The organism is Minwuia thermotolerans, assembly GCF_002924445.1.
In the GTDB taxonomy this organism is placed as follows: domain Bacteria; phylum Pseudomonadota; class Alphaproteobacteria; order Minwuiales; family Minwuiaceae; genus Minwuia; species Minwuia thermotolerans.
The window spans coordinates 24,610-43,824 of record NZ_PIGG01000076.1; the positions used below are offsets into that span (position 1 = coordinate 24,610).

At 68.8% G+C, this 19,215-nt stretch carries 16 protein-coding genes; 5 read left to right on the forward strand and 11 right to left on the reverse strand.

Going from position 1 to position 19,215, the window contains the following annotated elements; translation table 11 throughout:
* Positions 1 to 4: 4 nt before the first annotated feature.
* The 3 genes from CWC60_RS21605 to CWC60_RS21615 are packed head-to-tail and all read right to left on the reverse strand — an operon-like array spanning position 5 to position 3,182.
* Positions 5 to 1,441, reverse strand: a complete 1,437-nt coding sequence (locus CWC60_RS21605) for a cryptochrome/photolyase family protein (protein ID WP_109795996.1) — start codon at positions 1,439 to 1,441, stop codon at positions 5 to 7.
* 16 nt (positions 1,442 to 1,457) lie between these two features.
* The gene (locus tag CWC60_RS21610; RefSeq protein ID WP_164516680.1) at positions 1,458 to 2,252 is read right to left on the reverse strand and encodes a 2-keto-4-pentenoate hydratase; all 795 of its coding nucleotides are present in this window, start codon (positions 2,250 to 2,252) and stop codon (positions 1,458 to 1,460) included.
* A gap of 27 nt (positions 2,253 to 2,279) precedes the next feature.
* On the reverse strand, positions 2,280 to 3,182 hold the full coding sequence (locus CWC60_RS21615) for an alpha/beta fold hydrolase (RefSeq protein WP_109795998.1): 903 nt from the start codon (positions 3,180 to 3,182) through the stop codon (positions 2,280 to 2,282).
* Positions 3,183 to 3,340: 158 nt separating this feature from the next.
* On the opposite strand from CWC60_RS21615, the gene CWC60_RS21620 reads away from it, so the two are divergent.
* The 3 genes from CWC60_RS21620 (at position 3,341) to CWC60_RS21630 (ending at position 7,887) form a co-directional block, all read left to right on the forward strand.
* A complete protein-coding gene (locus tag CWC60_RS21620) occupies positions 3,341 to 3,559 on the forward strand; it encodes a hypothetical protein (RefSeq protein ID WP_109795999.1) in 219 nt (72 codons plus the stop codon).
* Between the two features lie 105 nt (positions 3,560 to 3,664).
* Positions 3,665 to 4,780, forward strand: coding sequence for an efflux RND transporter periplasmic adaptor subunit (locus CWC60_RS21625; RefSeq protein WP_109796000.1), 1,116 nt, complete (start codon positions 3,665 to 3,667; stop codon positions 4,778 to 4,780).
* Positions 4,777 to 7,887, forward strand: a complete 3,111-nt coding sequence (locus tag CWC60_RS21630; RefSeq protein ID WP_109796001.1) for an efflux RND transporter permease subunit — start codon at positions 4,777 to 4,779, stop codon at positions 7,885 to 7,887. Before CWC60_RS21625 ends, CWC60_RS21630 begins: the two co-directional genes overlap by 4 nt.
* Before the next feature lie 169 nt (positions 7,888 to 8,056).
* Here the strand turns inward: CWC60_RS21630 and CWC60_RS21635 are convergent, their stop codons facing one another.
* The 8 genes from CWC60_RS21635 to CWC60_RS21670 form a co-directional block, all read right to left on the reverse strand.
* Positions 8,057 to 9,664, reverse strand: coding sequence for an acyl-CoA carboxylase subunit beta (locus CWC60_RS21635; protein ID WP_109796002.1), 1,608 nt, complete (start codon positions 9,662 to 9,664; stop codon positions 8,057 to 8,059).
* A gap of 112 nt (positions 9,665 to 9,776) precedes the next feature.
* Positions 9,777 to 10,250: an acetyl-CoA carboxylase biotin carboxyl carrier protein subunit gene (locus tag CWC60_RS21640; protein WP_164516681.1), complete on the reverse strand. Its 474-nt coding sequence runs from the start codon at positions 10,248 to 10,250 to the stop codon at positions 9,777 to 9,779.
* Positions 10,251 to 10,252: 2 nt separating this feature from the next.
* A complete protein-coding gene (locus tag CWC60_RS21645; protein ID WP_109796004.1) occupies positions 10,253 to 11,713 on the reverse strand; it encodes an acetyl-CoA carboxylase biotin carboxylase subunit in 1,461 nt (486 codons plus the stop codon).
* A complete protein-coding gene (locus CWC60_RS21650) occupies positions 11,710 to 12,501 on the reverse strand; it encodes an enoyl-CoA hydratase-related protein (RefSeq protein ID WP_109796005.1) in 792 nt (263 codons plus the stop codon). Before CWC60_RS21650 ends, CWC60_RS21645 begins: the two co-directional genes overlap by 4 nt.
* Before the next feature lie 71 nt (positions 12,502 to 12,572).
* Positions 12,573 to 14,363 (reverse strand): M3 family oligoendopeptidase, encoded by a 1,791-nt coding sequence (locus tag CWC60_RS21655; RefSeq protein WP_109796006.1) that lies wholly within the window; start codon positions 14,361 to 14,363, stop codon positions 12,573 to 12,575.
* Positions 14,360 to 14,854 (reverse strand): PaaI family thioesterase, encoded by a 495-nt coding sequence (locus CWC60_RS21660; RefSeq protein ID WP_164516682.1) that lies wholly within the window; start codon positions 14,852 to 14,854, stop codon positions 14,360 to 14,362. Before CWC60_RS21660 ends, CWC60_RS21655 begins: the two co-directional genes overlap by 4 nt.
* A 4-nt stretch (positions 14,855 to 14,858) precedes the next feature.
* Positions 14,859 to 15,302, reverse strand: coding sequence for a PaaI family thioesterase (locus CWC60_RS21665; RefSeq protein ID WP_109796008.1), 444 nt, complete (start codon positions 15,300 to 15,302; stop codon positions 14,859 to 14,861).
* Complete coding sequence (locus tag CWC60_RS21670) at positions 15,299 to 15,769, reverse strand: PaaI family thioesterase (RefSeq protein ID WP_164516683.1); 471 nt, start codon at positions 15,767 to 15,769, stop codon at positions 15,299 to 15,301. The genes CWC60_RS21665 and CWC60_RS21670 overlap by 4 nt, the downstream gene beginning before the upstream one ends.
* Before the next feature lie 201 nt (positions 15,770 to 15,970).
* On the opposite strand from CWC60_RS21670, the gene CWC60_RS21675 reads away from it, so the two are divergent.
* Entirely contained in the window at positions 15,971 to 17,407 is a 1,437-nt protein-coding gene (locus CWC60_RS21675) for a sigma-54-dependent transcriptional regulator (RefSeq protein WP_109796010.1), read from the forward strand.
* A 150-nt stretch (positions 17,408 to 17,557) separates the two neighbouring features.
* Positions 17,558 to 19,135 (forward strand): ATP-binding protein, encoded by a 1,578-nt coding sequence (locus CWC60_RS21680; protein WP_164516684.1) that lies wholly within the window; start codon positions 17,558 to 17,560, stop codon positions 19,133 to 19,135.
* Positions 19,136 to 19,215 lie beyond the last annotated feature (80 nt).

Here is a 19,215-nt window from a genome sequence, read left to right on the forward strand (position 1 = left end):
AGCGTTAATCGGTCTTCACCTGCTGATATGCTTCGAGCGCGCGCCGCCGCGCCTGGCCGTGGTCGACGATGGGGCGGGGATAGGTCTCGCCGAGACGGACGCCCGCGACGTCGAGAACCTCCGCCGGCGCCTTCCACGGCGCGTGGATGTGCCTCGCCGGCAGGCCGCCCAGCTCCGGCACCCAGCGGCGGATGTAGTCGCCGTCCGGGTCGTGGTCCTCGGACTGCTTCGCGGGGTTGAAGATGCGGAAATAGGGCGCGGCGTCGGCCCCGGAGCCCGCCACCCACTGCCAGCCTGCGGCGTTGTTGGCGAGATCGGCGTCGCAGAGCGTGTCCCAGAACCACTTCTCCCCTTCGCGCCAGTCGATCAGCAGGTCCTTGATCAGGAAGCTGGCGGCGACCATCCGCACCCGGTTGTGCATGTAGCCCGTGGCCCAGAGTTCCCGCATGCCGGCGTCGACGAGCGGATAGCCGGTGCGGCCTGCCTGCCAGGCCCGAAGGCCCTCCGGGTCCTCGGCCCAGGGGAAGGCGTCGAAACGCCGCCGCCAGTTCGCTTCCGGCAGGTCCGGCCAGTTCCAGAGCAGGTGATGGCTGAACTCCCGCCAGACGATCTCGGCGCGGAACTTCGCCACACCCTGTGCGCCCGATCGCTCCCGGTGGTCGAGCGCGCGCCAGATCCGGCGGACCGAGATCTCGCCGAAATGGAGGTGCGGGGAAAGACGGGAGGTGACGTCGCGGGCCGGCGCATCCCGCCCCGCCGCATAGTCGTCCAGCTTCTCGTTCAGGAAGGTCTCGAAACGGGACCTGGCGCCGGCCTCGCCGGGCGTCCATGCCTCGCGCAACCCGCCTGCCCAGTCGGGCTTCGCGGGGGTCAGATCCCAGTCGGCGAGTGCGTCGCTGGCCGGCCAGCGGCCGGGAACGGCGATGCGTTCCGGCGGCGGCAGCGGCTCGGCCGGCGGCCCGGCGGCGAGGCAGGCCTTCAGGAAGGGCGTGAAGACCTTGTAGGGCTCGCCCGCGCCGGTGGCGATGGTCCAGGGCTCGAAGGCGAGATTGCCCGCGAAGCTCCGGACCTCGAGACCGCGGTCCTTCAGCGCGGCCTTGATCCGCCGGTCGCGAGCGACCGCCCAGGGGTCGTAGAGCCGGTTCCACGTGACCGCGTCGGCGCCGGTCTCGGCGATCACCGCGTCCAGCACGTCGTCCGCGCGGCCCCGGCGCAGGATCAGGCGGTTGTTGCGCCTGTGCATCTCCATCGCCAGCGCTTCGAGGGAATGGTGCAGCCACCAGCGCGAGGCGCCGCCCATGCGCCACGCGCCCGCGCTCTCGTCATCCAGAATGTAGAGCGCGATGACCGGACGGCCGGTTGCCGCGGCGGCGTCGAGGCCGGGATTGTCGTCCAGGCGCAGGTCGCGGCGGAACCAGTGAATGATCGGCTTCTCGGACAGTTCGGGCCTCCGGCGTTCAGACGATCCGGGCGCGCACCTCCCCCAGCAGGCTGTGGCGGTAGATCAGCGTCTGGCCTACGGCCGGAAAGCGGGTGCGGATCACGGTGCCGGTCAACACCCAGTCGCCCGCGCGCAGTGTCTCCCCGCGTGCGGTCATCTCGTCGGCCAGAAAGCGCAGGCCGGCATAGGGGTGGCCCATGGCGTCGCGGCCCTCGCCGCGCCCCGCCTCGACGCCGTCCTCCTCCAGCACGGCCGTGGCTGCAGCCAGCTCCGCCGGATCGGCGGGCGGGTGAATTTGCCCCAGCACCATGCCGCCGTTCCAGGCGTTGTCCGCGATCAGGCTCATGGCGTCGAGCGTCGCGTAGTCGGCGTTACGGTCGTCGGCGATCTCGAAGGCGGCGGCGCAGGCGTCGACGGCGGCGATGATTTCCCCCTCGGCGAAGGGCGCGCCGCCGGGCGCCAGATCGCGGCCCAGGCGCAGAGCGACCTCGCACTCGATGCAGACCCGGCCATGGTCGGCGGCGCGGATCTCGGCCGGGCTCTCCAGGATGGCCGGCGCGGCGATGCGGCCGCCGACGGCGCGGTCGATGCCGACCATCTGCTGCATGGTTTCCGCGGTCAGCGCGATCTTCCAGCCGTGCACGGCCCGGCCCCGCTTCTCCAGACGGGCGACGAAGGCGCGCTGGATGTCATAGGCGCCGGCGAGGTCCGCGGGCCGGAAGCGGTCGGGCAGGGGCTCGTAGCGCCGTCCCGCCCGATGGGCCTCGTCCAGCCAGGTGGCCGCGTCGTCGGCATGGTCGAACCGGGTCATGGCCGTCTCCTTCATCTGTCTCGCGGCTCAGCCGCCGATGTGGCGCAGCAGCGCGGCGTTGACCGCGCCCGGAACTTCCTCGGCCAGGAAGTGGCCCGCGCCCGGAACCTCCTGGAAGGCAAAGGGCGCGTCGACGAAGCCCGCCGTGCCCTCGGCGGCCATGCGGCCGACGCTCATGTCCTCGTGGCCCCAGATGTAGAGGGTCGGCATGGTGACCTTGGGCGCATCCGCCACGGCGAGCGTGGAGCCCCCGCCGAAGGCCGCGCGGTACCAGTTGAGCGCCGCGTCCAGCGCTGCGCGCTCGCCGAGCACCGAGAGATGCGCGCCGGCCGTCTCATCGGACATCCGGCGCTTCGCCGGCGGGCCGCCGCCGTCGTCATGGCCGAACAGGCCGCGGGCGTTCTCGAAGATCAGGGTGTTGCGCAGCGCCTTCGCATCGTCGGCCAGCAGCCGGTCCGCCATCTCCGGGTCCTGGAACGCCTTGTGGTGGCGTGAGCGCGAGGCCTGTCCGGGGTCGGCCTTGAAGGCGCGCGCGAAGGCCGCCGGGTGGGGCCGCGACAGCACTGTCAGCGTCTTCAGGCGCTCCGGATGCGCGATCGCCGTCAGCCAGGCGATCTGGCCGCCCCAGTCGTGGCCCACCAGGTGGAAGCGGTCGGCGCCCGCGGCGTCGGCGAGGGCGATGACGTCGCCGACGAGCAGATCAACGTGATAGTTGTCGACTCCCGGCGGACGCGCCCCGGCGGAATAGCCGCGCTGGTCCGGTGCGATGGCGCGGAAGCCGGCCCCGGCGACGGCCGCGATCTGCGCGCGCCAGCTGTGGCGGGAGTTCGGAAAGCCGTGCAGGAAGATCACCCGCTCGCCGTCCGCCGGCCCGTCGACATCGGCGGTGAAGCCAAAGCCGCCCGCCCTGATTTCCGTGGTCTCGATCATGCCGTCCTCCCCGCCCGCGCATCATGGCGCGGCGCGGCCTGCCGGGCAATTCCTGCCGCCGGAGCCATGCGCGTCAGGGCAAGTCATTGAAATCATTTCTTCCGAAGCTGGCGCGTCCATTGCGTTGTCCGCCGCAACGACCATACAGGGAGACGATCATGACCCGCACCGCCCGCCTGTCCAGCAACTCCATCATCTGGGCCGCGAACCATCTGGTCGACTGTCATGGCGACGAGGCGCCGGGTCTGGCGCAGGCGCGCACCGCCGAGATGGAGCTCGAAGGCCGGTCCGATCTCGCCGCCATCTGGCAGATGGTGGAGCGCACCGTCGCCGCCCTTCTGGACTGCAGGGAGGAGCGCGAGCCCCTCTTCCACTGAGGCGCCGCGCCCGGCGATCCGCTGCCCGTATGCCTGCGTACCTGTCGGTAGATCATGAGAATTGTGATATAGCACGGCCATGAACGACCGTTCGAGGTCCGGCAGGTGAATAGAAGAGTAGCGCTGCTGTTGCAGGCCGGCATTTCGCTGGCGCTCGTCGCCGCTGCGATATGGGTGGTCAAGGAGCGCGAGGCCGCCCTCGCCTATCTCGGTTTCGACCACACGAAGCCCGTCCAGGCGCAGACCGGGGCAGAGCCGGGCATTCCCGTCATCGTCGCCGCGGTCACCGGCCGGCCGGACGACGTGCGCGTCCGGGCAGTGGGGACCGGCGCCGCCGTGCGTTCGGTCACAGTCCGCGCCCAGGTTCCCGGCCAGGTCCAGCAGATACTGTTCGACGCCGGCACCGCCGTCGGGGATGGCAATCCGCTGGTGCGTCTCGACGACCGTCAGGAACAGCTCGCGCTGGACCTCGCCGAGGTTCGGCTGAGGGACGCGGAGCGCAATGTCGAGCGTCTGCGCCAGCTCCGCGACCGGGGCTCCGCCGCGGGCGTGACCCTGGAAGATTCGGAAACCGCCGCGGCGCTCGCCCGGATCGAGCGCGACCAGGCCGCCTCCGCGCTGTCGAAACGCACCGTCCGTGCGCCTTTCGCGGGCGTCACCGGCCTGCCGCTGGTCGACACGGGATCCCGCATCGACGAACAGACGCCGATCACCAGCCTGGACAACCGTTCCTCGATCCGTGTGCAGTTCGACGTGCCCGAGGAATATCTCTCCCGACTGCCCGTTGGCAGCATCGTCGAAGCGCGGACGCCGGCCTGGCCGAACCGGCGTTTCGAAGGCACGGTGGTGGAGATCGACAGCCGCGTCGACCCGCTGTCGCGCACCGCGCCGGTGCGGGCGGAGATTCCCAATACCGAGGATCTGCTCCGACCCGGCATGTCCTTCGAGGTCGTCGCCAGCCTGCCCGGCGAGGTCCGTGCCGCGGCGCCGCAGCTCGCCCTGCAGTGGGAGCGCGGCGGCGCCTATGTCTGGCGGGTGAGGGACGGCGTCGCCGAACGTGCCGAAGTGCAGCTCATCGGCCGCGAGGAAGGTCTCGCTCTGCTGGAAGGTGACATCGCGCCGGGCGATCTGGTGGTCGTCGAGGGCGTGCAGCGTCTCAGGCCCGGCCGGCCGGTACGCCTGCTGGGCCAGACGGCATCGGCCGGGGGAGAAGGGACGTGAGCGGCCAGGGCGGACTGGCGGGACTGAGCGTCCGGCGGCCGCTGCTGGCCATCGTCCTGAACCTGCTGATCATCATTGCCGGCATCGCCGCGCTGCTGGGCGTCGAAGTGCGCGAACTGCCGAACATCGACCGCCCCGTGGTCGGCGTGCGCGCCGACTTCCCCGGTGGCTCGCCGGAGACCATCGACGCCGAGGTCACCAGCGTGGTCGAAAGCGCCGTCGCCCGCGTCAACGGCGTTGTCAATGTCCGGTCCTCCTCGGAAGAGGACAATTTCCGCATCCGCATCGAGTTCCGGTCGGACGTAGACCTGGTCGATGCCGCCAATGACGTCCGCGAGGCCGTCAGCCGCGTCGTCAACCGCCTCCCCGCGGGCGTCGAGGACCTGTTCGTGGTCAAGGCGGACGCTGATGCATATCCGATCATCGACCTCGCCATCTCCAGCGACAGCCTGCCGGTGGAGGCGCTCACCGAAGTGATCGAGAACGAGATCACGCCGGCCTTCACCTCCATCGAGGGCGTCGCCGACCTCAGTCTGTTCGGCGAGCGGGAGAAGGTGCTGAGGGTCGCCGTCGATCCGCTGCTGCTGGCCAGCCACGGCCTCTCCATCGCCGATGTCTCCCGCGTGCTGCAGAGCGCGCAGCTCGACGTTCCTGCCGGCAGCTTCTCCTCCGGCGATCAGGACGTCATCGTCCGCGCCGACGCCTCGGTCTCCGATGTCGCCGGCCTCGAGGCGCTGGTGCTGCGCGGGCCAGTGCGGCTGGGCGATGTCGCCGAGGTCTTCTTCTCGCCGGCCGACCCGCTCTCCGTGGTGCGTCTGGACGGCCGCGAGGTCATCAATGTCGGCGTCATCCGTCAGGCCCGCGCCAACACCGTCGCCATCTCCCGCGACGTCAAGCGTGTCGTCGCCGCGCTGAACGCGCGCTTCCCGGACCTCACCATCGAAACCATCTCCGACGACGCCGTCTTCATCGAGGGCGCGATCGAGGAGGTGCTGATCAGCCTCGGCTTCGCGGTCCTCATCGTCGTCGCCGTGGTGGCGCTGTTCATCCGCAGCCTGGGCGCGACCCTGATCCCGATGACGACGATCCCCGTCGCCCTGATCGGCGCCGTGGCCGGCATCTGGCTGATGGGTTTCTCGATCAATCTGATCACGCTGCTGGCGCTGGTGATCGCGACCGGCCTGGTCGTCGACGACTCCGTCGTCGTGCTGGAGAACATCCAGCGCCGCCGGCGGGAGGGGATGAAGGCCCGCGCGGCCGCCGTCCTCGGCGCGCGCCAGGTGTTCTTCGCGGTCATCGCCACCACGGCGGTGCTGGTGTCCGTCTTCGTGCCGATCTCCTTCCTGCCGTCGACCGCCGGGCGGCTGTTCAGCGAGTTCGGCTTCGTCCTTGCGGTGACGGTGATCCTGTCCTCCTTCGTGGCGCTCAGCCTCTGCCCCATGATCGCCTCCCGCCTGCCGGGGCTGGGCCGCGCGCCCGCGCGGCGGGGGCCGCTGGCGCTGGCCGGCGGGGGACTTGCCGCCCTCTACGACAAGGCGCTGACGGCGTCGCTGGCGGCGCCGCTGGTGACCGTCACGGTCTTCGGCCTGATTGCCGGCTCGGCGGCGCTGGTCTTCGGCCAGCTCGGCGAGGAACTCGCGCCGGCCGAGGACCGCGGCGAGGCCAAGGTCCGCCTGCAGGGTCCGGACGGCACCGGCCTCGACTATACCGACCGCCAGGTGGAGCAGGTGGAGGCGCTGTTCCGTCCCTGGGTAGAGCGGGGCGTGGTGCGCAACGTCTTTTCGGTCACCGGCAGCTACGATCTCAACCGGGGCCAGATCGATGCCGCGCTGATCCCCTGGGAAGCGCGCGAGGTCGGCCAGGCCGAGATCGAAGCCGACATCTCGCCGGCGCTGAAGGACATCGCCGGCGCCAATGTGGGCATCCGCCGCGGCAACAGCCTGGGGCTGCGCGGCTCCGAAAGCGGCATCAACTTCGCGCTCACGGGCGCCAGCTATCCCCGCATTGCCCTGGTCGCCGACGAATTCGCCCTGGCGGTGCGGCGGGAGATCCCGCAGCTCGACAATGTCCGCATCGAGTACCAGTCCACCCAACCGCAGCTCAGCGTGCTCATCAACCGCAGCCGTGCCGCCGATCTCGGCGTGGCGATGGAGGATCTGGCCGCCACCGTGCGTGCGCTGGTCGACGGCGACGAGGTGGCCGAGCTGACCGTGGACGACCGTGCCATTCCGGTAATCCTGGAATCGAAGACCGGCGTCGTGACCGATCCATCGGACCTGCTGAACCTCTACGTGCCCGCCGCCGACGGCCGGCTGACGCCGCTGTCCCAGCTGGTCACCTTCCGCGAGGAGGGCGTCGCCGCCGAACTCGACCGGCACGGCCAGCGCCGCGCGATCGAGATCCGCTCCGACCTGCCGCCGACCCTCTCCCAGCGGGAGGCCGTCGACAGCATCCGGGAACTGGCCGCCGAGCGCCTGCCCGGCGACATCGGCCTGCTGTTCCTCGGCGAGGCGGCGACACTGGAGGAGACGACCTCCGACGTGCAGATCACCTACGTCATCGCGCTGGTGGTCATCTTCCTGGTGCTGGTGGCGCAGTTCGAGAGCCTGACCAGCGCGCTGATCGTCATGGCGACCGTGCCCTTCGGCGTCGGCGCCGCGGTCTATGCGCTATGGCTGACCGGCACGACGATCAACATCTACAGCCAGATCGGCGTCCTGCTGCTGGTCGGCGTCATGGCCAAGAACGGCATCCTGATGGTGGAGTTCGCCGACCAGTTGCGAGACCGCGGCGCGTCGGTGCGCGAGGCCGCCCGCGAAGCCGCCCTTATCCGCTTTCGCGCCATCGGCATGACCATGGTCTCGACGGTGCTGGCCGGCCTGCCGCTGATTCTGGGCGCCGGCCCGGGCTCCGAGGCGCGCGGGGCCATCGGCTGGGTGGTCTTTGGCGGCCTCGGCCTTGCGGCGGTCTTCACCCTGCTGCTGACGCCGGCGGTCTACGTCCTGCTCGCCTGGATGGCGAAGCCCCGCGGCGATGCCGCAAAGGCTCTTCAAGCGGAACTGGCGGAGAGCGAACGGCCGCGCATGGCGCCAGACGCGGCGGATTGAGCGGCAGCCCGCTCCGGAACTTGATCCCGGCGGCCAGTCCGATGGCGCTGAGGCACGACAAGGAATTGGCCGGTTGCCAACCCCCTCCCGATCTCGCCATCGGCTCGATCACCCTCCCCCTGGCAGGGGGAGGGCCGGGGCGGGGGGCGAACTCCCGCCGCCCTGCCCGCTACAACCTCAGCACGCCGTAGCCATCGGTGCCGAAGGGCGCGTTGAGGCTCGCCTGGATCGCCAGTCCCAGCGCGTTGCGGGTGTCGCGCGGGTCGATCATGCCGTCGTCCCAGATCTCGGAGGTCGACCACCAGGCGCTGGCCTGCTGGCGATAGTCGCGGGCGACGCTTTCGAATATCTCGTCGATCTCCTTCTGGTCCGGGTCCTCGCCCAGACGCTTGAGCTGGGCGATCTTGATCTCGGCCAGAGTCTTGGCCGCCTGCTCCTCGCCCATGACCGAGATGCGGTGGTTGGGCCATGAGAACAGGAAGCGCGGATCGAAGGCGCGCCCGCACATGCCGTAATTGCCGGCGCCGAAGCTGCCGTTGGTCATCACGGTGAACTTCGGCACCTTGGAGTTGGTCTGCACCATGATCATCTTGGCGCCGTCCTTGGTGATGCCGGCCATCTCGTAGTCGCGGCCCACCATGTAGCCGGTGATGTTCTGCAGGAAGACCAGCGGCGTGTTGTTCTGGTTGCAGAGCTCCATGAAGTGCGTGGCCTTCAGGGTCGAGTCGTTGAACAGCACGCCGTTGTTGCCGAGGATGCCGACCTTGTAGCCCCAGATGTGGGCGAAGCCGGCGACCAGGGTGGTGCCGTAGTCGGGCTGGTATTCCAGGAAGCGGCTGCCGTCGACGAGCCGCGCGATCACTTCCCGCATGTCGAACTGGATCTTCACGTCGTCGGGGATGACGCCCAGCAGCTCGTCGGGGTCGTAATACGGTTCCTCGAAGTCCTGGCGCTGGATCGGCGTCTTCGGCGCGCGCTCCCACTGGGCGACGATGTCGCGGCCGAGATCGATGGCGTGTCGCTCGTCATCGGCGGCGAAGTCGACCGTGCCGGAAATCTGTGTGTGCAGGTCCGCGCCGCCGATCTCGTCGGCGGTGTGCTCCTCGCCCGTCGCCGCCTTCACCAGCGGCGGGCCGCCCAGGAAGACGCCGCCATTGCCGCGCACCATGATCGAATAGTCGCTCAATGCCGGGATGTAGGCGCCGCCCGCCGTGCAGTGTCCGAAGACGAGGGCGAGCTGCTTGCAGGCGAGCTTCGAGAGCGTCGACTGGTTGCGGAAGATGCGTCCCGCGTAATAGCGATCGGCGAACAGCGTCGACTGCAGCGGCAGGAAACCGCCGGCGGAATCGCACAGATGGACCACCGGCAGCCGGTTCTCGATGGCGATGTCGAGGCAGCGGACGATCTTCTTGATCGAGAGCGGATACCACGCGCCGCCCTTCACCGAGGGATCGTCGGCGCGGATGATCACCTCGCGGCCCGAGACCGTGCCGATGCCGACGACCTGGCCGGCGCCCGGCGCGCCGCCGTCATAGGCCTGGTTGGCGGCCAGCGTCGACAGCTCCAGGAACGGCGTGCCTGGATCGAGCAGCAGGTCGATCCGCTCCCGCGCCGTCATCTTGCTCTGGCGCGTCAGCCGGTCGAGATCGCGCTGGGGCCGCTTGAAACGCGCGGCGTCCTGCGCCTCGCGGAACTCGGCGATCATCTTCTCGTTGTGGGCGCGGAAGCGCTTGTAGTCGTCCGAGGCGGTGGAGACGCGGCTCTGGATACGGTTCATGAGCTGTGGTCCGTCAGCATGGTATTGACGGCGTCCTCGGGCTTGACCCGAGGACCCGGTCCGTTTGTTCGCTGGGCCCTTGGGTCAAGTCCAGGGGCGCCGACCGAATGTCTCATTCCTCCTCCTCCGCGGCGAAGGTGACGAGCGGCGCGCCCTTGTTGAAGGTGCCGCCCTGCTCGACATGGACCTCGCCGATCGTGCCGTCATGGGTCGCGATGATGGTGGTCTGCAGCTTCATCGATTCGATCACCATCAGCGTCTGTCCCTCGCTCACGGTGTCGCCGGGGGTGCAGGAAAGCGAGACCACCGTGCCCGGCATGGCTGCCGTGACCACCTCGGCGCCGCCGGCCTCCATCGCCGTGCGGTCGGGGTCGCGCACCTCTACCTCGACGACCCGGTCGGCCAGTTTGAAGAAGACCCGGTCGCCTTCGCGGACGATCGCCCGGATATCGGGCGTCGCCGCCAGCGGGACCGGGGGGACGGACCGCATGTCGATCCGGCCATGGGCAGCCCGCTGGGCGCCCGAGCCGGAAATTCGCGCGACCACGTCCAGCATTTCGCCGTCCACCACTGCCATGCGCCGCATCGTCAGTTCCTCCAGTCGCCGGCGGCTTCCTGGATCGGAAGCGCCCGTTCCGGCGCCGCCGCCGGTCCGGCGCATTCGGCCAGGGCGCGCAGCGCCAGCCGGTCCCGGGTCGCCTCGTCCAGCGGCGGCAGGGCGAGGCTTTCGCCATGTTCGTCGATAAAGCCGGTATGGACATCGGCCGCCATGAAGGCCGGATGTTCCAGCACGCGCTTCAGGAAGAACTGGTTGGTCGTCACGCCCAGCGCCGTCAATTCGCCGATGGCTTGCGCGCAGGCGCGGACCGCGGCCTCCCGCGTCGGGCCGGAGACGACCAGCTTGGCGATCATCGGATCGAAGTCGGCGGTGACCTCGCCGCCGGTTTCGATTCCGCTCTCCCAGCGCACGCCGGCCGGCGGCTCCAGCAGGAGCAGGCGTCCGGCAGCCGGCAGGAAGCCGGCGTCGGCGTCCTCGGCATAGATGCGGACCTCGACCGAATGGCCCTCGAAGCGGATATCGGCCTGGGAGAACCGGAGTTCCCCGCCCGCGGCGATGGCGAGTTGTTCCGCCACCAGGTCGACGCCGGTGATCTCCTCGGTGACCGGATGCTCCACCTGCAGGCGGGTGTTCATCTCCAGGAAGTAGAAGGCGCCGTCGGGCGCCACGATGAACTCCACCGTGCCGGCATTGCGGTAGTTGCAGGCTTCCGCGAGCTTCACCGCCGTCGCCTCGATCTCCCGCAGCAGCCCTTCGGGCAGGGCGGGGGCCGGGGCTTCCTCGACGATCTTCTGGAAACGACGCTGGATCGAGCAGTCGCGGGTGCCGAGGTGGATCGCCTTCCCGCCGTCGCCCAGCACCTGCACCTCGACATGTCGCGGATGGTCGACATAGCGCTCGGCATAGACCCGCCCGTCGCCGAAGGCGCGCTCGGCCTCCGAGATTGCGGATTCGATGGCCTGCTTCAGCTCGGCGTCCTCGCGCACGATGCGCATGCCCTTGCCGCCGCCGCCGGCCGCCGCCTTGATCAGCAGCGGCGTGCCGATCTTCGCCGCCGCCTCGGCCAGCTTCGACGGATCGTCGGCCTCGGCCGAAGGGGCCAGCGGCACGCCGTGCCTTTCGGCGAAGGCGCGGGCCTTCTGCTTGTCGCCCATCAGCTCGATCGCGTCCGGGTCCGGGCCGACCCAGATCAGCCCGGCGTCGATCACCGCCTTCGCAAAGCGGGCGTTCTCCGACAGGAAGCCGAAGCCGGGATGGATCGCATCGGCGCCGGACGACTTCGCCGCGGCGATGATCTGGTCCATGTCCAGATAGGCTTGGACCGGCGGGGTGCCCTGCAGTTCGACGGTCTGGTCCGACAGCGCCATCCACGGCGCGCCGGCGTCGACCGGGTGGTGGACGGCCACGGTCTCGATGCCGAGGCGCTTGGCCGTGCGCTGGATGCGCTGGGCGATCTCGCCGCGATTGGCGATCAGGAGTCGCTTGATCATCTGTTGGGCCAGTCGGGTTCGCGTTTCTGCTGGAAGGCGGCGAAGCCTTCCTTGCCGTCCTCGGTGCCGGCCATGATCGGCAGCATCAGCTGGGTGTACTGCTGCGCCTCGCGGATCGGCATGTCCTGGATGGCGTGATAGGCCAGCTTGCCCAGCCGGATGGCGGTGGGCGAACGGCTGGTGATGTCGGACAGGAAGGCGTCGAGCACGGCGTCGAGATCGCCGGGATCGGCCACCGCATTCAGCAGCCCCTCCTCATAAGCCTTCTCGGCGCTCCACGGCACGCCGCGCATGCACAGTTCCAGCGCCTTCCGGCGCGGCAGGACGCGCAGCATGTAGGGCAGGATGGTCATGGGAAACAGGCCGACGCCGACTTCCGGCGTCCCCAGCCGGGCGCCCTTCACGCCGACGGCCAGGTCGCAGACGCAGACCAGGCCGAAGCCGCCGCCCAGTGCATGGCCGTTGACCCGGGCGATGATCGGCAGGGTACAGGCCTCGAAGGCCTCGAACATCTCGGTCAGCTTGAGCTGCGGCCGGGCCGGATCCGTCCTGAACGGGCTGCCGTCCGGCTGGGGCGAGAGATCGCCGCCGGCGCAGAACACCTTGTCGCCCGCGCCGGTGAGCACGATGGCGCGGACTTCGTCGTCGGCCTGTGCGGCCTTCAGCGCCGCAGCGATGCCGCCGGTGACATGGTCGTTCAGCGCATTGCGCCGGTCCGGCCGATTGATGGTGATGCGGAAGACCGGCCCGTCACGGCCGGTCTTCACCACGTCGCTTTCCTCGGTCACGTCCCCTCCCCAGGGTCTGCTCGGAGCGGGCGGCAGTATGGCGAGCCGCCCGATGGTACGCAAGCGTACTATCAGGTAGCCGGGACGGGCCCCTGCATCGCCTCCAGCTCGTCGATGAAGCCTTCGATCAGCGTCAGGCCGCGCTGCCAGAACTTCGGGTCGCTGGCGTCCAGGCCGAAGGGCTGCAGCAGGTCGCGGTGGCGCAGCGTGCCCCCGGCCGACAGCATTTCCAGGTACTTCTCCTGGAAGCCTTCCGGTTCGGCCTGGTAGGTCTGGTAGAGCGCGTTCACCAGGCAGTCGCCGAAAGCGTAGGCGTAGACGTAGAACGGCGTGTGCACGAAATGCGGGATGTAGGCCCAGTAGACGCCGTAATCTTCGCCCAGGTGGAAGACGGGTCCCAGGCTCTCGCGCTGCACCTCCAGCCAGACCCCACCGATCTCCTCCGGCGCCAGCTCGCCGTCGCGGCGCTTGCGGTGCAGGCGGCGCTCGAACTCGTAGAAGGCGGTCTGGCGGACCACGGTGTTGATCATGTCCTCGACCTTGGAAGCCAGCATCAGCCGACGCCGGGCCGGGTTTTCCGCGCCGGCCAGCATGGATTGGAAGGTCAGCATCTCGCCGAACACGGATGCGGTCTCCGCCAGCGTCAGGGGCGTGTCGCACATCAACGGGCCCTGCTTCGCCGCCAGCACCTGATGGCAGCCGTGACCCAGTTCGTGGGCCAGGGTCATGACGTCCCTGACCTTCCCCTGATAGTTCATCAGCAGATAGGGATGCGCGCTCGGCACCACCGGGTGGGCGAAGGCGCCGGGGGACTTGCCCGCCTTCGGCGCGGCGTCGATCCAGGGCTTGTCGAAGAAGCTCCGGGCCACGTCGGCCAGTCCGCCGGAGAAGCGGCCATAGGCGTTGAGCACGGTCTCCACCGCCTCGTTCCACGGGATCTGCGCGTCGTCATTGTCGGGCAGCGGCGCGTTGCGGTCGTGATGCTCCAGCTTCTCCAGACCCAGCCACTTCGCCTTCAGCGCGTAGTAGCGGTGCGAGAGCCGCGGAAAGCTGTCGAAGACGGCGTCGCGCAGCGCGTCGACCACCTCCGGCTCCACCTGGTTCATCATGTGGCGGCCGTATTCGGGCTGCGCGATGCCGCGCCATTCGTCCTCGGTCTGCTTGTCGCGGATCAGCGTGTTGGTGATCAGGGCGAACAGCCGGATATTTTCGCCCAGCACGCGGGAGATTTCCGCCGCCGCTTCCTGACGGACCTTGCGGTCACGGTTGGAAAGCAGGTTGATGGCGTCCTGCGACGGCATCTCCTTGCCGCCGACGGTGAAGACCAGCCCGGCCATGGTCTGGTCGAACAGCCGCGTCCAGGCGCTGTAGGCGGTGATGGATTTCTCGTGGAACAGCCGCTCCAGTTCGTCGGAGAGCACGTGCTTGCGCATGGTCCTGAGGTCGCGCAGCCAGGGCGCGTAGTGGGCCAGCGCGGGCGAGGCGGCGATGCGCGCCTGCAGGTCGTCCTCCTCCAGGTGATTGATCTCGATGGAGAAGAACAGGAGTTTTGCCGTGATCCGGTTCACCTTCTCCTGCGTCGCCTGGAAGAAGCGCACCCGGGCGCCGTCCTGCATGTCGGTGCAGTAGTTGAGGAAGGAGAACGCCATCAGCCGCCCGAAGCGGTCCTGCAGCGCCTCGTAGCGCGCGATGCCCTGGGCCAGGACATCGCCGGCAGCGTCGGCGATGCGGCCGTTGAGGTCGGCGCGCAGCCGGTCGGCCTCGGCCTCGCACCAGCCGAAGTCCGCGTCGATGGCAGGATCGTCGACCCCCTGGTAGAGATCCCGCAGATCCCATGCGGGCAGCGCGGACATCTCGTTCATTGTTTTCCTCCGGTTTCATACATGGAGCTTTCCCGCTCCGGCAACAGCATGTACGTGCAGCTGGCCAAGGCAATGGGATCGTTCTCGTCGTGATAGGCGGCGGCGGATATGAAGGCGACCTGGCGGGTGACGCGGCGGCATTCGGCCTTCGCGATCACGTCATGGCCGGGGGTCGCCGGCTTCAGATACTCCACCCTGAGATCGATGGTCACGCAGGGCACGTAATGGCCGATGGCCGAATGCATGGCCACGGCGCAGAGATTGTCGATCTGCGTGGTGATGGCTCCGCCGTGCAGGACCCCGGTGTCGGGATCGCCCACCAGCCGGTCGGCATAGGGCAGGCGCGAGACCGCGACCGGCCCGTCCAGCGACATGATGCGGATGCCCAGCGACCGGATATGCGGCAGGGTATCCTCCAGCTGCTGCATGCCGGCCATGTCGACAGCCGGAAAGCGCCGCCATTCGGGGCGCGGTTCGACCACCAGGCGCATGGCGTCAATCCTCCTCGGCGGGCAGCAGGAAGTGGGCGTGGGCTGCCGCCACCGGCTTGGCGCGATCGGCCTGCCAGGCCTCGATGCGGACATTGGCGATCCGCCGGCCATGCTTGGTGATGGTCGCCTGGGCGAAGGTTTCCACCACCCGCGCCGAACGCAGATACTCGACCGTCAGGTTGATGATCTTCGGTACCTGACGGCTTTCATGGGCCCAGATCAGGTGGATGATGGCCGCCGATTCCAGGAAGGCGCCGACCACGCCGCCATGGATCGCCGGCAGCACGGGGTTGCCGATGATGTGGTCGCTGCCCGGCATGCGCACGATGGGGCCGTTCTCGTCGTGATCCACCCTCAGGCCGAGAAAGGCCATGTAGGGGATCGATTCCAGCACATCCTGATACTCTCCGGTCTCGCGGGCGCGGGCCACGGCGTCGGCGATGCTCATTCTGTCTTCTCCCGTGCGGCGTATTTCGGGGCGTTCGCCCCCAGCATGAAGGTGGCTACGGCGTTGGCGATGGGATCGCCTTCCGCCTGGTAGGCGCTGGCCCGGATGAAGGCGATGGAGCGGGTCATGCGATAGACCTCGCCGGTGGCGAAGACGTCCCTTTCCGGCGCCGCGGGCTTCAGGTAGTCGATGCGCAGGTCCAGCGTGGCGATATCGGCCAGTTCGCGCAGATGAGTGAACAGCGCGTAGCCGCAGGCGGAATCGATCAGCGTGGTGATGGCGCCGCCATGCAGCACCCGCTCCTTCGGATCGCCGATCAGCTTCTCCTGCCAGGGCAGCTTCACCGTGACCCGTTCCTTCGAGGCCTCGACCAGCGACAGTCCCAGCGCGCGGAACTGCCCTTCGCTGGTCTCCGCCATCATCCTGACCTTGTCTTCCCAGCTCATGCTGGATGGATCGACCGCCATGGGGCGCGTCCTCCGTGATCCGTGAGGGGTCTCCGGCCGGCATCTCGGCATTGCCGCCCGGCATTTCCCGGAACATAGAGTGCAGGCGGGCGCCATGCATCAGGAACCGGCGCGTTCAATGGTCGCCCGGCGATGTGTCAGATTGATACAGCGGTGTATCGATGCTAGCCTGTTCCAGAATGGCATGGCCCGGGGACCGGCATGGCGAAGACCGTACTGATCGTCGACGATGATCCGACCCAGCTGCGGCTGCTCGAGAGCGTCGTGGCGAAGGCCGAGTTCCGGGTCGAGAAGGCGACCGGCGGCGCCGAGGCGCTGAAACGCCTGACGCAGGGCCGCCGCGGCGACATCGACGTGGTGCTGCTGGACCTGGCGATGCCGGAGATCGACGGCCTGGAGGTGCTGGAGCGCGTCCGGCCGCAGCATCCCGACCTGCCCGTCGTCGTGCTTACCGCCCATGGCGGCGTCGACACGGTGGTGAAGGCGATGCGCGCCGGCGCCTCCGACTTTCTGGTCAAGCCCGCCTCGCCCGAACGTATCCGGGTCACGCTGGAGAACTCGCTGAAGCTGAAGACGCTGACCGGCGAGATCTCGCGGCTGACCCGGAAGATTTCCGGCGAGCTCGGATTCGACGACCTGGTGGCGCGGAGCCCGGCGATGACATCGGTCATCGACCTGTCGAAGCGCGCCGCCGCCTCCACCATTCCCATCCTGATCGAGGGCGAATCGGGCGTCGGCAAGGAGCTGGTTGCCCGCGCCATCCAGGGCTCCAGCGAACGCGCGCGCCGGCCCTTCGTCACGGTCAACTGCGGCGCGATTCCGGAGAACCTGGTGGAGAGCGTGCTGTTCGGCCACGAGAAGGGGGCCTTCACCGGCGCGACGCACCGCAATATGGGCAAGTTCCAGGAAGCCTCCGGCGGCACGCTGTTTCTCGACGAGATCGGCGAGCTCAAGCTGGACATGCAGGTCAAGCTGCTCCGCGCCCTGCAGCAGGGCGAGGTCGATCCCGTCGGCGCCGCCAGCCCGGTCAAGGTCGACATCCGGCTGATCTCCGCCACCAACCGGGATCTGGCGGAAATGGTCCGGGAAGGCGGCTTCCGCGAGGATCTCTACTACCGCCTCAACGTCTATCCGATCCTGATTCCCCCGCTCCGCGACCGGGTCGGCGACATCCCCCTGCTGGTCGAGCATTTCACCCGCACCTTCGCGGCGAGCGAGAACAAGCCGATCCGGGGCGTCGCGCCGGAAGCCATGGAACTGCTGGAAAGCCATGACTGGCCCGGCAATGTCCGGCAGCTGGAGAACACCATCTTCCGCGCCATCGTTCTGGCGGAGAGCGAGATGCTGACGCTGGACGACTTCCCGCAGCTCACGGGCGCCGGGCATCGGCCGCGCCGGACCGCCGATGCCGAAATCGGCATCACGTTCGCCGAACGGCCGGACTGCGTCGGCCTGCTGGATGCGCAGGGCCATGCGCGGCCGCTGGCCGAGGTGGAACTCGACATCATCCGCAACGCCATCGACCGCTATGGCGGCCAGATGTCAGAGGTCGCCCGGCGGCTGGAGATCGGCCGCTCGACGCTCTACCGCAAGCTCAGGGAGATCGAGGCGGCCGACCACGACCAGGCGGCCGACTGAGCGCCCTGCGCCGGTAGGGCCGATGCACGAAAAGCGGGCGGCGCGCGCCGGCACTCCGGGCAACTGCCCGTCCAAGCGTCACAATTCAGAAATATTTAAGGTCGGTATCCTAGCTTTCGTCCATGGCCCACAAGGACGATGGACCCGGATATGTACAATGATGCCGACAAGCTGGCGCATATGGTGCCGGTCCTGCTCGAGGCGCTGGACTGCATGCCGGACGGCTTCGCCCTCTACGACAAGGACTTCCGGCCTCTGGTCGCGAACCGGGAGTCTCTCAACCGCTTCCCCATTGCCTTCGACACCCTGTCGAAGGGCGGCACCTTCCTGGAAGCCAACCGCCGCGGCATCCGCGAGACCCGCCCCGACATCCCGGCGGAAAAGGCGGAGAAGATCGTCCGGCGTCTTACCGATACCCTCCAGGCGGGCGAGACGGTCGACCTGGAGACCCAGAACGGCCGCATCGTGCGCACCCGCTTCCGCGAGATGAGCGAGGGCCGCCGCGTCGCCATCTCCGTCGACATCACCGAACTCCGGGCGCGCGAGAAGGAGCTGGAGGAGGCGCGCAGGGCCGCCGAGGCCGCCAATGAGACCAAGTCCGCCTTCCTTGCCAATATCAGCCACGAGATCCGCACGCCACTGAACGGCATCCTCGGCATGTCCCAGATGCTGTGCAAGGCGAACCTGCCGCCCGATCAGAAGCGCCAGGCGGAGACCATCGCCGAGTCGGGTCAGATGCTGATGGACCTGCTGAACGACGTGCTCGACCTCTCCAAGATCGAGGCCGGCCGGCTGGACATCGACCCGCGCGACGGCGACCTGGGCGACGTCATGCGCGGCCTGCGCCGCCTCTGGCAGCCGGGCGCCGACGAGAAGGGCCTGACCCTGTCGCTGATGCTGGACGCCGACCTGCCGAAGCGCGTCGTGTTCGATCCCGTGCGCGTGCGCCAGTGCGCCAACAACCTGATTTCCAACGCCATCAAGTTCACCCAGAAGGGCCGGGTCCAGATCGTCGTCACCACGGAAACGGGCGACGACGGCGAGCCGATGATCCAGATAGAGGTCAGCGACAGCGGCTGCGGCATGGAGGAAGAGACGCTGGCGCGCCTGTTCCATCCCTTCACCCAGGCCGACTCGTCCACCTCCCGCAAGCACGGCGGCACCGGCCTCGGACTCTCCATCACCCGCCGACTGGCGCGGATGATGGGCGGCGACTGCGTCGCCGAGAGTACGCCGGGCCGGGGTTCGACCTTCCGGCTCAGCTTCCGCGCCGACCCCGTCATCCCCTCGCGGCCGTTGCAGGACATGGGCATGGTCGACGAGACGGGCCAGCCCATCGACCCGGAACGCTGCCGCGGCCTGCGCGTGCTGCTGGTCGACGATCATCTGGTCAACCGCAAGGTCGCCAGTCTCTATCTCGAGCCCTATGGCTGTGCGGTGACGGAGGCCGGCAACGGCCAGGAGGCGCTGGACCGGCTGTCGGCCGAGCCCTTCGACATCGTCCTGCTGGACGTGCACATGCCGGTCATGGACGGGCCGGAGACGATCAGCCGGATCCGCCAGGCGGACGCGCCCTGGCGCAAGGTGCCGGTGCTGGCGCTGACCGCCGATGCGATGATGGGCGACCGCGAGCGCTATCTGGCCATGGGCATGGACGGCTATGTCGCCAAGCCGATCGCGGAACGCGAACTGGTGGGCGAGATCGTCAGGGCGGCGCGGTCGCACTGACCCGCCGGGCGCCGCGCGGTGTTCCAGAAGCGTTAAATCCGTCACACGCCGGAACCGGGGCCCGTGCTAGACTCCGTGCC